At 60.1% G+C, this 15,073-nt stretch carries 11 protein-coding genes and 1 pseudogene; 9 read left to right on the forward strand and 3 right to left on the reverse strand.

What is annotated here, in order from left to right; genetic code table 11:
- Positions 1–112: 112 nt before the first annotated feature.
- From AXW67_RS14825 to AXW67_RS14845, 5 genes are read left to right on the forward strand one after another with little or no spacing between them, the layout of a single operon-like run.
- On the forward strand, positions 113–2,578 hold the full coding sequence (locus tag AXW67_RS14825; RefSeq protein ID WP_063678471.1) for an N-6 DNA methylase: 2,466 nt from the start codon (positions 113–115) through the stop codon (positions 2,576–2,578).
- A complete protein-coding gene (locus AXW67_RS14830) occupies positions 2,575–3,753 on the forward strand; it encodes a restriction endonuclease subunit S (RefSeq protein ID WP_082907889.1) in 1,179 nt (392 codons plus the stop codon). The genes AXW67_RS14825 and AXW67_RS14830 overlap by 4 nt, the downstream gene beginning before the upstream one ends.
- Positions 3,750–4,679 carry an endonuclease NucS domain-containing protein gene (locus AXW67_RS14835; RefSeq protein WP_063678473.1) on the forward strand — a complete coding sequence of 310 codons (930 nt, stop codon included), beginning with the start codon at positions 3,750–3,752 and terminating at the stop codon, positions 4,677–4,679. The genes AXW67_RS14830 and AXW67_RS14835 overlap by 4 nt, the downstream gene beginning before the upstream one ends.
- On the forward strand, positions 4,676–7,720 hold the full coding sequence (locus tag AXW67_RS14840) for a type I restriction endonuclease subunit R (RefSeq protein WP_063678474.1): 3,045 nt from the start codon (positions 4,676–4,678) through the stop codon (positions 7,718–7,720). The genes AXW67_RS14835 and AXW67_RS14840 overlap by 4 nt, the downstream gene beginning before the upstream one ends.
- Positions 7,720–8,427, forward strand: coding sequence for a M48 family metallopeptidase (locus tag AXW67_RS14845; RefSeq protein ID WP_063678475.1), 708 nt, complete (start codon positions 7,720–7,722; stop codon positions 8,425–8,427). The genes AXW67_RS14840 and AXW67_RS14845 overlap by 1 nt, the downstream gene beginning before the upstream one ends.
- Positions 8,428–8,730: 303 nt before the next feature.
- On the opposite strand, the gene AXW67_RS40490 is transcribed toward AXW67_RS14845, so the two are convergent.
- Positions 8,731–9,156: a helix-turn-helix domain-containing protein gene (locus AXW67_RS40490; protein WP_082907890.1), complete on the reverse strand. Its 426-nt coding sequence runs from the start codon at positions 9,154–9,156 to the stop codon at positions 8,731–8,733.
- A gap of 146 nt (positions 9,157–9,302) precedes the next feature.
- Between AXW67_RS40490 and AXW67_RS45040 the strand changes: the two genes are divergently transcribed.
- The gene (locus AXW67_RS45040; RefSeq protein ID WP_430648714.1) at positions 9,303–9,797 is read left to right on the forward strand and encodes a zinc ribbon domain-containing protein; all 495 of its coding nucleotides are present in this window, start codon (positions 9,303–9,305) and stop codon (positions 9,795–9,797) included.
- Between the two features lie 172 nt (positions 9,798–9,969).
- Here AXW67_RS45040 and AXW67_RS14850 read toward each other — a convergent pair whose 3' ends face one another.
- Entirely contained in the window at positions 9,970–10,878 is a 909-nt protein-coding gene (locus tag AXW67_RS14850; RefSeq protein WP_063678476.1) for a LysR family transcriptional regulator, read from the reverse strand.
- A gap of 105 nt (positions 10,879–10,983) precedes the next feature.
- Here AXW67_RS14850 and AXW67_RS14855 point away from each other — a divergent pair, with 105 nt between their 5' ends.
- The 3 genes and pseudogenes from AXW67_RS14855 to AXW67_RS14860 all read left to right on the forward strand — a co-directional run.
- Positions 10,984–12,633, forward strand: coding sequence for an FAD-dependent oxidoreductase (locus AXW67_RS14855; RefSeq protein ID WP_063678477.1), 1,650 nt, complete (start codon positions 10,984–10,986; stop codon positions 12,631–12,633).
- A 66-nt stretch (positions 12,634–12,699) separates the two neighbouring features.
- Positions 12,700–12,954, forward strand: coding sequence for a type 2 periplasmic-binding domain-containing protein (locus tag AXW67_RS44030; RefSeq protein ID WP_245315550.1), 255 nt, complete (start codon positions 12,700–12,702; stop codon positions 12,952–12,954).
- A gap of 15 nt (positions 12,955–12,969) precedes the next feature.
- A pseudogene (locus AXW67_RS14860) lies at positions 12,970–13,680 on the forward strand (Bug family tripartite tricarboxylate transporter substrate binding protein); the annotation flags it as partial.
- Positions 13,681–13,864: 184 nt separating this feature from the next.
- On the opposite strand, the gene AXW67_RS14865 reads toward AXW67_RS14860, so the two are convergent.
- Positions 13,865–15,046, reverse strand: a complete 1,182-nt coding sequence (locus tag AXW67_RS14865) for a beta-propeller fold lactonase family protein (protein WP_145927621.1) — start codon at positions 15,044–15,046, stop codon at positions 13,865–13,867.
- Positions 15,047–15,073: the final 27 nt, after the last annotated feature.

A 15,073-nucleotide genomic window follows, 5' to 3' on the forward strand; every position in this document is an offset into this window, starting at 1 on the left:
GCGGGGCGGTAACGCCTGCCAGGCTGTGCCAATAACATAGGACTTGCGCCGCCTGGCTCCCGATCTGCTACACAGATACGCAAAGCCTATTTTTGAGTCGGTCGGGGGCGTTGTGGCGGTCAGGAAATCGGAAATTTATAGCCGTATCTGGCAGGGGTGCGATGTGCTGCGCGGTGGCATGGATGCCTCGCAGTACAAGGATTACGTACTCTCGATCCTGTTCATCAAATACGTTTCGGACAAGTATGCTGGCCAGCCCTATGGCGCTATCAAAGTTCCCAAAGGATCGAGCTTTGCCGATATGGTCGCCCTCAAGGGCAGGACCGACATCGGCGATCAGATCAACAAAAAGATCATTGCGCCCCTCGTCAACGCCAATAGGCTCGGTGGCTTTCCGGACTTCGATGACAGCGGCAAGTTGGGCTCCGGCAAGCAAAAACAGGACACGCTGACAAACCTCATCGCGGTCTTCGAGGACCCCGCGCTGGATTTCACGCGCAATCGAGCCGATGGCGATGACATTCTCGGCGACGCCTATGAATACCTCATGCGTCACTTCGCCACCGAGAGCGGCAAGTCCAAGGGGCAGTTCTACACCCCCGCCGAGGTGAGTCGCGTGATGGCGCAGATCATCGGCATTCGGAACGCAGCCACCACGGCGCAGACCACGGTCTATGATCCCACCTGCGGTTCGGGCTCGCTGCTCATCAAGATCGCAGATGAGGCTGGCATGAAGGTCACGCTCTATGGCCAAGAGAAGGATGGCAGCACCGCTGGCCTGGCCCAGATGAACTTGATCCTGCACGACTACGCGGGCGCGGTGATCCATCCCGGCCAAAGCACATTGGCCGCCCCATTCTTTCGCGAGGGCGAGGCAATCAAGACCTTCGACTTCGTGGTTGCCAATCCTCCCTTCAGCGACAAACGCTGGAGCCAGGGGATGGACCCGAACGAGCTAAAGCCGGGCCTCGTCATTAGCGAAGAGAGCACGGACACCGTCAACTTTCACCGCTTTGACGGCTTCGGCGTACCGCCACCCAAGCAGGGCGACTACGCGTACCTGCTCCATATTATCAAGTCGCTGAGGGCGAACGGCAAGGCGGCGTGCATCCTGCCGCACGGTGTTCTGTTCCGGGGCAACGCGGAAGCCGAGATAAGGAAGAACCTTGTTCAGCGCGGGCTCATCAGGGCGATTATCGGCCTCCCTGCCAACCTGTTTTATGGCACCAGTATCCCGGCTTGCATCATCCTCATCGACAAGGAGAATGCGGGCGCGCGGCGCGGCATCTTCATGATCGATGCCAGCCGTGGCTTCATGAAAGACGGGCCGAAGAACCGGCTTCGCGAGATGGATATCCACCGCATCGTCGACGTGTTCCGGCGCGGAGCGGACGTAGCGAAATATGCCCGCATGGTCGGTCGTGACGAGATCGAGAAGAACGATTTCAACCTCAACCTTACGCGCTATATCGACAGCCAGCCACCGGAAGATCGTCACGACATCCAGGGACATCTGAAAGGTGGTATCCCGGAGCGCGACGTCGGGGCGTTGGATTCCTACTGGGTCGTTTGTCCGGCGCTGAAGAGCGCCCTCTTTAAGACCAATCGGCCCGGCTATCTCGACCTAGCTGTGAAGCCCGACACCATTCGTACGGCGATCCACGATCATCCTGAATTCCGCGCGTTCACTGACGGCCTGTCGCAGCATTTTGCGGTTTGGCGCGAACGGGAGACGACGGGACTCAAGGCGTTGGGCATCGGCTTCCATCCTAAGGCGCTGATCGTGGATCTCGCCGAGAGGTTGCTGATGCACTATCAGGCCCGCCCCCTGATCAACGCCTATGACGTCTATCAGCACCTCATGGATTACTGGGCTGAGACTATGCAGGACGACTCCTATCTGATCGCCGAAGACGGCTGGAAGGCGGAAACCTATCGCGTCATTGAAACGAAGAAAGGCAAGGACGGGAAGGAGAAGGTGGCTGATAAGGGGTGGGCCTGCGACCTCGTACCGAAGTCGTTGATCGTTGCGCGATACTTTGCCGAGGAAGCAGATGAGATCGCGCACCTCGAGGCTGAGATGGAACGCGCGGCTTCCGAACTTGCCGCGCTGGAAGAGGAGCACGGCCACGACGAAGGGCTGCTCTCCGAGCTGGTCGAGGATGGTGAGGTCAAGGCGAGCGTCGCGGGCGTCAAGGCGCGGTTGAAGGAGATCAAGGGCGATAAATCAGCGGCGGACGAAGCCAATGCCCTTAATGCCTGGCTTGCTCTGGCCGAGCGAGAGAAAGAGCTGAAGCGGCAGATCAGGCAAGCCGAAGACGCGCTCGATGACAAGGCTCTGGCGAAATATCCGAAGCTCAGCGAGGCCGAGGTGAAGGCGCTAGTCGTGGACGACAAATGGATGGCGCGCTTGGAGGAGCGCATCGGCGGCGAAACGACCCAGGTCGCGCAGCGGCTGACGCGGCGCGTGAAGGAGCTGGCCGACCGTTATGGCGCGACGCTCGCAGTCCTTGTGGATCGGGTCGCAGAACTGGAGAAAGCGGTGGCGGAGCATCTTGCCAAGATGGGACACGCATGAGTGACCTACAGCTAGGTTGCAAACGAACCGACGTCGGAGTGATCCCCGATGCGTGGGAAAGTACCCTTCTCGGTAACGTAGTGTCCCTCCGCCGTGGTCACGATTTGACGGAGCGACAACGGCGTCAGGGGCCATTTCCGATAATGGGTTCTGCTGGCCAAAACGGTTATCATGACACGGCAATTGCGAAGGGGCCGGGAGTAGTAATTGGTAGAAGCGGAGCGTCTTATGGACAGGCGCACTTTTGCTGGGACGACTACTGGCCTCACAACACGGCGCTGTACGTAACCGATTTCCAAGGCAATGATCCGAAGTATGTATTCTACTTTCTGAAGGGTTTTGACTTTCGTAGTCACAATTCTGGTGGTGCGCAGCAATCACTAAATCGGAACTTCATTGCGCCGCTACCGGTCAGTCTTCCCCCGCTCCCTGAGCAACAGGCGATCGCCAAGGTGCTGGACGATGCGGATGCGCTGATCGACGCGCTGGAGGCCGTGATCGCTAAGAAGCGCGACGTCAAGCTGGGTGCGGTACAGGAGTGGATGAGTGGTCAGCGCCGCCTGCCGGGATTTCGGGGAGAGTGGGTCAGACATTCCCTGCGACAGCTCGGCAGTTTTGCCAAGGGCGCCGGGGTCAAGAAGGATCAGGCGAACAGCGGTGATTTGCCATGCGTGCGCTATGGCGAGCTCTACACCCACCACAGTGACGTGATCCGAGGCTTCAATTCGCATATCTCGCGAGAGGTGGCGGCCATCGCCTTTCCACTGCGTTGCGGTGACGTCCTTTTTGCTGGATCGGGAGAAACAAGGGAAGAGATTGGCAAGTGCGCAGCGTTCGTCGATGACGTCGAAGCTTACGCTGGCGGCGATATTGTCGTCCTGCGTCCTTCGATCGCTGACCCGACTTTCCTTGGTTATCTTCTGAATACGCCACCCGTTCAAAGCCAAAAAGCCAGCAAGGGCCAAGGTGATGCAGTGGTCCATATCAGCGCGGCAGCGCTTGCGGCCGTTGAAGTGGACTTGCCTCCGACCACCCACGAGCAACGCGCGATAACGGCCGTGCTGTTAGATATGGACGCCGAGATCGCTGCGCTTGAGGGCAAGCTCGCCAAAGCACGCGCCGTGAAAAAAGGCATGATGCAGGTGCTGCTGACCGGAGAGGCTCGCCTCGTATGAAAGCCTATTATCGCGTCATGCTCGGGAAGAAGAGCGCCTTTGCCGCTGAATGCTTCGCCGGGGGCTTCATCGGTGCGGATTTCGACATCGCGCAGGACCTATCGAAGCAGCTCCCTGAGGAGTGGCGGGCGTTCAACAAGCAGTTCGTCCCCGTGTATCTCGCCGGCCACCCCGGCAAATCGAAGGTGACGGCAGGACTTGCCTGCGGCGCGCTCTGGACCATCGCCAAAGGCATCAACGCCGGCGATATCGTGCTCTGCCCGGATGGGCAAGGCTCCTATCGCGTCGGCGAGGTGTTGGGCGGCTACTATTACTCCGCTGGCAGCACGTTGCCACATCGCCGCAAGGTGAGGTGGCTCGATATCCTGATCGCACGCGCTGCGATGAGCGAAACTCTGCGAAATTCAACCGGCTCCATCGGCACTGTCAGCAACGTGTCGGTGCATCGCCCGGAAATCGAGACGTTTCTCAATACCACGCAACAGCCACTCGCCATTATCAGCGCCGACCCGACGATCGAGGACCCGGCCGCGTTTGCGATGGAGCAACACCTTGAGGCGTTCCTTGTCCTCAACTGGGATCAAACCGAGTTTGCCAAGACCCTCTCCATTTTCGAGGAAGATGGCGAGAAGGTTGGCCAGCAATACGAGACCGACGCCGGTCCGATCGATATCCTCGCCATCAGCAAGGACAAGAAGCGCCTGCTGGTGGTGGAGCTGAAACGCGGGCGCGCGTCCGATGTCGTTGTTGGCCAGGTGCTCCGGTACATGGGCTATGTGAAGGAAGAGATCGCCGAACCCGATCAGATCGTCGAGGGCGCTATTATCGCCCTCGACGATGACAAGAAACTACGCTGGGCGCTTGCCGCAGTACCGAACGTCTCGTTCTATCGCTACGAAATTCGCTTCAAGCTGGTGAAGGCATGATAGGCGAGCCGGAACGTGCGACTCAGGACCGCGTCATCGCGCTGTTCACCAAGCGTCTCCGCTGGCGCTACCTCGGGGACTGGTCAGAGCGCGCCAACTCAAATATCGAAGATGGGCTTCTCGTCACGAACCTGAAGGCACGTGGTTACAGCGAGGCACAGATCGCTGCCGCACTTGAGCGGCTGCGCCGAGAAGCCAACAACCACAGCCGCAGCCTCTATCAGAACAACAAAGCCGTTCATGAGGTGTTGCGCTACGGGGTCTCAGCCAAGACGGAGCCGGGCAAACCCTCAGAGACGATCCGCCTGATCGACTGGGAAGCGCCTGATCATAACGATTTCGCCATTGCTGAAGAGGTGACGCTCCTCGGTGGATCTACGCGACGTCCGGACATTGTGCTCTACATCAACGGGATCGCCATCGGCGTGCTGGAGTTGAAGAACAGCCGCGTCTCGATCGGCAACGGCATTCGACAAAGCATCTCGAACCAATCGCCGGAGTTCAACGCCTGGTTTTATTCCACTGTGCAGCTCGTTTTCGCTGGCAACGATAGCCAGGGTTTGCGCTACGGTACCGTTGGCACGCCCGAGAAGCTCTTCCTTGCATGGAAGGAGGACGACCTCGATGACAGTGATCTGAAGCTCGATAAATATCTCCTGAAGATGTGCGACAAGCGTCGCTGTTTGGAGTTGATCCGAGATTTCGTTCTCTTCGACGGCGGCAAAAAGAAGCTGCCCCGTGTCCACCAATATTTCGGGATCAAAGCCGCGCAGGACCGTATCAGCCGCCGCGAGGGTGGGATCATCTGGCACACACAAGGCTCGGGCAAAAGCATCGTCATGGTGTTGCTTGCGCGCTGGATATTAGAAACGAATCCGCATGCGCGCGTGATTATCGTCACCGACCGTGACGAGCTGGATGGGCAGATCGAGAGCAACTTCGCGGCGACCGGTCAGGAGATGCACCGGACAACCAGCGGCGCAGACTTGATGAGCCTGCTCTCCGGCGCGCCGACGCCTCGCCTCATCTGCTCGTTGGTGCAGAAGTTCGGGCGCAAGGACGTCGGGAACTTCGATCGCTTCATCCGTGATTTGGAAGCCAATCCGGCGCGCACCGTAGGCGAGCTCTTTGTCTTTGTAGACGAGTGCCATCGCACGCAGAGCGGCAAACTTAATCGCATCATGAAGGCCATGATGCCGAGCGCCGTATTTATTGGGTTCACCGGCACGCCTCTGTTGAAGCAGGACAGGCAGACCAGCCTTGAGGTCTTCGGCAGCTACATCCACACATACAAGTACAGCGAAGCGGTGGAAGACGGAGTTGTGCTGGACCTCGTCTATGAGGCGCGCGACGTCGATCAGGTGCTTGGCGCGCAGGACAAAATTGATCAGTGGTTTGACGCGAAAACAAAGGGCCTCAACGACTGGCAGAAGGACGAGCTGCGGAAGCAGTGGGGCACCATGCAACGAGTGCTAAGTTCACGCTCACGCATGGATCGCATCGTTAGCGACATCGTCTTTGATTTTGGCGTGAAACCTCGGCTGAGCAATGCGCGCGGGACAGCAATGCTGGTCGCACGTAATATCTTCGAGGCGTGCAAGTTCTACGCGTTGTTCCAGAAGACGGTGTTCAAGGGGCACTGTGCCGTCATTACCTCATACAATCCCCAGGCGGCTGATATAACACTGGAAGATACCGGCGCGGCCAGCGAGACCGACAAGCAGCTCATCTATAATCTGTATCAGGAGATACTGAAGGACATTCCCAGCCAGCCGGGAATGACCAAAACGGAGGTTTACGAGGAACAGGCGAAACAGCTCTTTAAGAAAGAGCCCGCGACGATGAAGCTCCTTATCGTCGTCGATAAGCTCTTGACCGGATTCGACGCCCCGAGCTGCACCTATCTCTATATTGATAAATCGATGCAGGATCACGGCCTCTTCCAGGCGATCTGCCGGACGAACCGACTCGATGGCGAGGACAAGCAGTTCGGCTACATCGTTGACTACATGGACCTGTTCCAGAAGGTCCAAGGCGCGATCAACGTCTACTCATCCGAGCTTGATCACAGCGCGGGCGGGGTCGACCCGGAGGTTATTCTCCAGAATCGACTGACAAAGGGTCGGAAACGGTTGGACGAGGCGCTTGAGTCGATTCAGTTGCTCTGTGAGCCGGTACCGCCACCACGCAATGACGATGCATTCCGGCGCTACTTTTGCGGCAACACCGAGATCGCGGCCGATCTTTCCGATCGCGCGGCGTCGCGTGCCGCTTTCTACAAGGCCTGTGCCGCCCTCGTGCGCGCGTTCGCGAACATCGCCGACGATCTCGATATGGCTGGCTATACCGCCTCTGAGGTGGACCAGATCAAGCGGCTGATCTCCGATTATGTGAAGCTGCGTGACATGATTAGGAACGCAAGTGGCGAGACGTTGGATCTGAAGTCTTACGAAGCCGATATGCGGCACCTGATCGACACCTATATCGAGGCCAAAGAGCCCCGAAAAATTTCGCCATTCGACGACATGCCGCTGCTCGAAATTATTGCCACCTTGGGAATCGAGAGCGCGATCAATACGCTCCCAGGTAGCCTGAAGGGAAACAAGGACGCTGTCGCAGAGACCATCGAAAACAACGTGCGGGCCAAGATAATCAAGGAGAGCCTGACCGATCCCGCCTTTTACGACAAGATGTCCAAGCTGCTGGACGAGATTATCGTTGCGCGGAAAGCAAAGGCCGTAGCCTACGAGGACTACCTAAAACAGATCGCTAAGCTCGTGAGCACGGTCAGCGCCGGCCAAGAGGGGGAGCGACCCGCCGCGATCCAAACCGAAGGGCAACGAGCCCTCTACAACAATCTCGCCAGGGATGCTGACTTGGCGATGCGTCTGGATACCAAGATCAAGCAGGTGCGTCCGGCAGATTGGCGGGGCGTTCATGCCCGCGAACAGGAGATCAAGGCGGCGATCTACGAGATCGTGAAAGACGAGGTCGAGACCGAACGTCTCTTCGCCATTATCTACCATCAGAAAGAGTATTGATGGAGATCGTACTGGACCTAGGCGATGTGAGTGTCGATGTCGTCCGCAAGGACATCAAGAACTTGCATCTAAGCGTTCACCCGCCCACAGGCCGGGTGCGTATTGCTGCGCCGTCTCGCGCGAGCCTCGATACAATCCGAGCCTTCGCGGTTGCCCATGTCGCCTGGATCAAGCGCAATCAGCGCAAGATCAAGATGCAGAAACGCGAGGCACCGCGTGAGTATGTCGATCGAGAGAGTCATTTCGTCTGGGGCGAGCGTGTTATGCTTTATGTTGTCGAGCGAGATGGCCCGCCCTCTGTCGTCCGACGACATCGCACGCTGATCCTTCAGATGCGCCCAGGGGCGACGGCAGCAGACAAGCAACGTGTAGTGGAGAGCTGGTATCGTGACGAGGTGCGCCGTGCAGCGCAGACGGTTCGGGCCAAATGGGAAAAGTATTTGGGGGTCGCTGCTCGACAGACCTTCGTACAACGCATGAAAACAAAATGGGGAAGCTGCAACCCTCTCACCAGCAATGTCCGATTGAATACCGATCTCGCCAAGAAGCCGCCCCAATGCCTCGAATACGTCGTGTTGCATGAGTTAGCCCATCTCCGCGAGCGAACCCATTCTCCGGAGTTCTACGCCCTGCTCGATCACGGCATGCCGCAGTGGCGCGAGGTGAGAAGGATGCTTAACGACTTGCCGCTCACGGCAGATGCGTAGTTTGCAATTAATTTCACAGGCTAAAGCAAAATCCAAAACGTAGCCACGTGCGGCAAAGGCCTAATCAACAGCCCCTGGCACTAGTATCCAATCCATCAGCCTACTTGATTTTAAGGCAGTCAGGACGAAATCGCTCTCGCACAGGCGTCATTTTGGACCATCCATCAAGTTGTCAGCAAGCCATTCCCCCGTGGCGCAGCTCAATCGAAAATCGATGATGAATTCTGAGTCTGTACCGAATTGACGATGGGAATGAAGCCGTTCGGCGGGAAAAATTGGTGGAAATTTTTGGCGACTCTCGCGCTATCCATTTTTCTTTCTGGCTAGGACGGGAGACCTAGTTGACTTAGCCACGGTTCGTCCGCTTGGACGTTTTGTTTTTGCGAGCGATTGCTCCCGCCCCCGACGCAATGCAACATCCAAGAGCGCACTTATCCATACAAGGTCAGAGTCGGAGAGGGATGAAAGCTTGGAAGAAATCTCGCCGAAAGCTCCTCGGTTCATCGAGCCCGCCGGCAGGTGACTGGTGAATAGCTCGGCCGGATCGACCTGAACCGCTTGTGCAAGTCGCTCGATTGTTGGGAAACGAGCACCCGTCGCGCCCGCCTCAATCTTAGAAATCATATCCACGCTTAGCCCTGCCGCCTCAGCAAGGTCTTCCTGGGTCATTCCCCGTCGCCTGCGATGTCCCGCAAGAAGCTCTCCAAATCGTTTCCGCAGGTCGGCCATAGTCCCTCCGCCCCAGATGTTTAGGGGCGAAGCAAAAAAGTGGCAGGGAATACACTTACGGATAGAGACGAAAAGAGTAATCTACTTGCCAGAACTCGTAATTACATTACGATTCAATCGGTGTAACCGTACACACGGCTGGTTAAGTGGCATCGATCCTGTTGGCATGCCCCGCTTGCAAAAAGCGGGTTTCATCGTCTGCTCATTCTTGCCCGAACTGCGGGCAGCCCCTCTCGGACCAATGGGAGGAAGAAGGGCGTCGCAAGGCCGAGCACAAGAAGATTGGGTGTGCTGCAGCGGTTCTGGTCGTATTCGGCGGGATCGCATTGCTCGTCCTTGCAGGCCCGAAGATGACCCCGGAAGATCGAAGGGCTCTTGAATGCAATACAAAGGGCGCGTCAGGCGCAGCCATCTGGTCTCGCACTCTCATAACGGAGAAGCTGAGATCACCATCGACGGCTAGTTTTCCGGGGGACGAAGTTTCGGCTTGGAAGGGAGGCTGCGTTTTTGTGGTGGTTGGAAGTGTAGATTCTCAAAATGGCTTTGGGGCCGTTGTTCGGACCAGTTATACGGCCGAAATCACCTATTCGCCTGAGGCTGACGCTTGGCGGCTAACCGATGTCAAATTTCAGGGCCGGTGACCATCAAATGCCGTGACAACCTGTCCTGGTACAGTCGATTGGTACAGAAACTTATGAAAAGGTCTCCTTCGGGGAAAGTCTGCACAGGCAACCCTCTGATATCATTATGGGCAGGATTTCGGGGTTCTTCTCCCTCCCTCTCCGCCATCATGTGTCTGATCTTCCGCTCCGCTTAAGACCCTCGCCCGGTTCGCTGAGCGAGAACGGCCCGCGCCGTCGAGACAAACGCCTGTGCAGCCGGTGACAGTGTTCGTCCTTGCCGCTGCAGCAGCGACACCGGGCGGGTGATGGCCGGGCGCACCAGAGGCCTTGCGATCAGCGTCGGAAACTGTTCGGCCGGCAGCATCGTCGCGGGAAGGATGGCAAGGCCCAGTCCCTGCGCCGTCATGGCGAGCGCCGTATTGATCAGCGTCACTTCATAGGTTGGGGTGAGGCGCTTGCCCTGTGGGCCCAGCGCCTGATCGATCTGCATGCGGATTCGCGTCTCGCGTCGCATCGCGATCGTCGGCCGCTCCGCCAGCTCGTCCCATGTCAGCGAACGCCGCGCGGCGAAGTCGGCGGTGCGCCGGCCGATCGCGCTCAGTCGCCCGCGGGTCAGCGTCTCGACCGTCATCTCCGCGATCTCGCCTTCGACGCTGCCGATCGCGAACTCCGCGTCGGTTGCGATCATGCGCGGAACGAGATCGTCGGCTGCGACGTCGCGCATGTCGATCTCGATGTCGGGATGGGCCGCGCGGAAGCGCGCGAGCACGGCCGGCAGCAGCGCCGATGCGGCGCCGGCTGACGCGACAAAGGCGACGCGGCCGGCGCGCGCCTGTGCGAGGTCGCGCATGCGCCGCGACAGGCCCAGCGCGTCGCTCAGCATGCGTTCGGCGGACTGAAAGGCGTCGTCGGCCGCCAGCGTCGGCTGCACCGAGCGTGTGGAGCGATCGAACAGCTTTACGCCGAGCTGGCTTTCGAGCTGCTGGATCAACAGGCTCGCCGCCGATTGCGTGATCCCGAGCTCGCGCGCAGCCCGCGTGATGCTGCGCGTGCGATAGACGCCGGTGAAGGCCCGTAGCTGCCGCAAGGTGACATTCATAGGCAAAGCTCATGAATTGATGAGTTCTTTCCGTCTTATCTCATAAGCGATCCTGCAATAAAATGCATGCTGCGCAAGCGGCGAAGTCCGCGGCCATGCAAGGGGATGGAGACGATGAGGACGCAGGTATTGGTCGTGGGCGCCGGGCCCGTGGGATTGACCGCGGCCATGGATCTGGCTTCGCGCGGGATCGACGTCGTCGTCGCGGAGATCCGCCACGCCGGCGATCCGCCCAACGTCAAATGCAATCACGTGTCGGCGCGCTCGATGGAAATCTTCCGCCGGCTCGGCGTGGCCGCAAAGCTGCGCGCGGCAGGGTTGCCCGCGGACTTCCCGAACGATTGCTCCTACCGGACCACTGCGACCGGCATCGAGCTCTGCCGCATCGACATTCCTTCCCGCGCACGCCGCTACGGCGCAACCGGCGGCCCCGACACCTGGTGGCCGACGCCCGAGCCGCCGCACCGGATCAACCAGATCTATCTCGAGCCGATCCTGTTCAGCCATGCGGCGGCCCAGCCGCGCATCACCATTCTGGCGCGCACCGAAATCGTGGCGATCGAACAGGGCGACGACGACGTGGTCGCGCTGGCCCGCGATCTCGACAGCGGCAGCACGCTCCGCATCGAAGCCAGCTTTGTCATCGGCTGTGACGGCAGCCGTTCGCTGGTTCGCAAATCGATCGGGGCCAGCCTGTCCGGGACGCCGGTGATCCAGCGCGTGCAATCGACCTATATCGAAGCCCCAGCGCTCAAGGAGCTGATGGGGGCGCACAAGCCGGCCTGGATGGTGCTCTCGCTCAACCCGCGCCGCTCGGGCACGACGGTTGCAATCGACGGTCACGACCGCTGGCTGATCCACAATCATCTGAAGCCCGACGAGCCGGAGTTCGACTCGGTCGATCGCGACTGGTCCATCCGCGCCATCCTCGGTGTCGATGAGCGCTTCGAATACCGCGTTCTCAGCAAGGAGGATTGGGTCGGGCGTCGGCTGGTGGCCGATCGCTTCCGTGATCGCAGGGTCTTCATCTGCGGCGACGCCGCGCATTTGTGGATGCCTTATGCGGGGTACGGCATGAATGCGGGCATCGCCGATGCCGTCGATCTCTGCTGGCAATTGGCGGCGCATTTGAACGGGTGGGCGCCGGCTTCGATCCTCGATGCTTACCAGGCGGAGCGCCAGCCCATCACCGAGCAGGTGTCGCGCTTTGCGATGGACCATGCGATGGCGATGATGGCGCAGCGCGGCGGCGTCTCGGCGGAGATCGAGGACGACACGCCGCGCGGCCACGCGGCGCGCGTAGCGCTTGCGAAAGCGGCCTACGATCTCAACGTGCAGCAATATTGCTGCGCCGGCCTCAACTTCGGCTACTACTACGATGCCTCGCCGATCATTGCCTATGACGGCGAAACCCCGCCGGCTTACGCGATGGGGAGTTTTACGCCCTCCACCGTGCCCGGCGCGCGTGCGCCGCATCTGTTCCTGCGCGACGGACGATCGCTCTACGATGCATTCGGAGTGGGTTACACGTTGCTGCGGTTCGACCCGGCGATCGACGTGACGCGGCTGCTGTCTGCCGCGAAAGAGCGCGGCGTGCCGCTCGCGCTGGTCGACGTCGCGCCGGACGAGGCGAATGGCGCCTATGCCGAAAAGCTCGTGCTCGCGCGGCCCGATCAGCACATCGCCTGGCGCGGGCAGGCCGCGCCCGAGAATCCGCAAGTCCTGCTGACGCGCATCACTGGCGCTGCGGCATAAAGGGCGTCAAGCTGCCGGCCTGACGGCCGTTGGTGACAAATATAAAAACGCATCGAGGAGGGGAACGTGTTTCACGTTGCAAGGCGCTGCATTCTGGTGCTGCTGTCGGGCGCGGTTTTCGCCGTGCTGCCGCTGGAGGCCGGTGAAGCCGCCTATCCGGAGCAATTGATCAAGATCGTTGTGACCTTCCCGCCCGGCGGCAGTGCCGATACCGTCATCCGTGCGCTCGAACCGGTCGTCACCGCCGAGCTCAAGCAGAGCCTCGCGATCGAGAACCGCGCCGGAGCAGGGGGCAACATCGGCTTGGCCGCGGTCGCGTAGGCAAGGCCCGACGGCTACACGCTCGGCGTCGCGCCGGCGGGCGCGCTGACGGTCAATCCGCATCTCAATCCGGCAATGCCGTTCGATCCCAAGGATCTCGCGCCGATCACGTTGCTTGCGGAGATTCCCTTCGTGCTCGTCGCGTCCGCGGACATCCCTGCGCACACCGCGGCCGAGACGATCGCGCTCGCCAAGGCCAAGCCGGGCGCGCTGTCGATCGGCCATGGCGGCAATTCGACGGCGATGCATCTGACGGCCGCGCTGTTCACGCAGAAGGCGGGGATCAGCATGGAGCTGGTGCCGTATCGCGGCACCGCACCGGCAACGGTCGACGTCCTTGCAGGGCATGTCCCCTTCGCGGTGCTGGACATCCCTGCATCGAGGCAACTCATCCTCGAGGGCAGGCTCAACGCGATCGGCGTTTCCTCGGCGCGCCGCCTTGCATCCTTGCCCGACGTGCCGACTCTCGCCGAGAGCGGCATCACGGGCTTCGAATCCGTAGGCTGGTTCGGGCTCGTTGCTCCGGCCGCCACGCCGGCCGACATCGTCACAAGGCTCAACGAAGCCTTCGTGAAGGCCCTGAAAGAACCGTCGGTGGTCGAGAAGATCCGGACCCTCGGCGTGGAGCCCGCCCCGACTTCGCCCGAGCAGTTCGGCCGCTTCATTCAGAGCGAAAGCACAAAATGGGAAAAGCTCATCAACGAAGCGGGCATCAAGGCGAACTAGACGCGTGGCCTCATAAAACCGCGCCGCAGTCGGACTTGATAGCGGCGCTATAACGGACCTCGCCGCAGGCCGAGGTGGCGCCAAGACCGGACACGCAAACCACCCCCGCGCTGATCTGGAAGCACATTGGCGTAGGCATGGGGGCTACATTCCGCGGACCGAGTCCGCGGAAGCACGCATCGCTCTACCGCGCTGGCGCGCGCATGGACGCCGGCTGGCCTGGCAACTTCAGCCTGGGCCCTGCCTCGGTCAGCTTGCCGCCAGCGAGGTCAAATACCTGCAGGTCCTGGTCGATATAGTTGGCCACATACAGGTAGTCGCTGTTCGGGCTGTAGACGACGCCCTCCGGCAGGCCACCGAGCGGCGCACGCGCAGTTACCGTCAGCTTGCCGCCGGCGCCGATCGACATCAGAACGAGTTCGCCACCTTTGGTCTTGAACCAGTCGCTGTCCTTGGCCGAGGTGCCGAGCAGCAGCGGGGTGGCCGCGGTCTTCCCATCGGGCGCGATGGCGAAGCCTTCCGGTCCGATACCAGGGGTCATCACGTCGACCACGTGGGGATGGGGGCCCGTCGCTTCGATAATCACCGCGGCATCGGCGTTGTTCTTCTGTGCGCCGGTGTTGGATGCGATGACGTATTTGCCGTCTGGCGTGATGTCGATGTTGTAGGGATTGAATGCCGATGGAATGTCCATCGACTTGTCGTAGGTCACGTTTTGTCCATCGATCGCCAACACGCCGATCTTGTTCACGAGGTTGAGGCAGACGAAGGCGCGTTTGCCGTCGGGTGCGATGACAACGGCAGCAGCCTGCTGTTCCACCGGTACCTCGCCGATCGCCTTGACCGTCGAACCCTGGATCGAGACAACAGAGACACTCTTGCCGTCTCGGTTGGCAATCAATGCGAGGTCGCCCTTCCTTGAGATCGATAGACCGGACGGCTGGCGCCCGACGGTCACCGTGTCGATCAACTTCGGCGGATCCGCCGTGAGGTCAATCACGTACAGTTTGTCATCCGGGACCGTTTTCCAGGAGCTCCCCTCCTGGACGTGAACCACGGAATTGGCGACCAGGCCCAGCTTGCCGTCTGGTGTGATCTGGAGGTTCGTGGGCGGGCCCAGCAGAGAGTTCGCCAGTGGCAGGCTGGCGCGAATCCTGGGTTTGGCCGGGCTGGAGACGTCTACAACCAGCACGGCATCGTTACCCGGAGCCCCATTCATCTGGCCCTCGGGACCATAGGTGATCTTGCTGTCGAGGCCGATCAGGATGTCGTTGGTTCCAGCGATCGCCGCGCCGCTGCCGACGAGGCCGACCAGGCACGTGGCGCAAAAAGCACTGCGTAATTTCATGATGTGTTTTCTCCCCACCTGGCCCAATTCTGGATGAGCCTGCTT

Source organism: Bradyrhizobium neotropicale (assembly GCF_001641695.1).
In the GTDB taxonomy this organism is placed as follows: domain Bacteria; phylum Pseudomonadota; class Alphaproteobacteria; order Rhizobiales; family Xanthobacteraceae; genus Bradyrhizobium; species Bradyrhizobium neotropicale.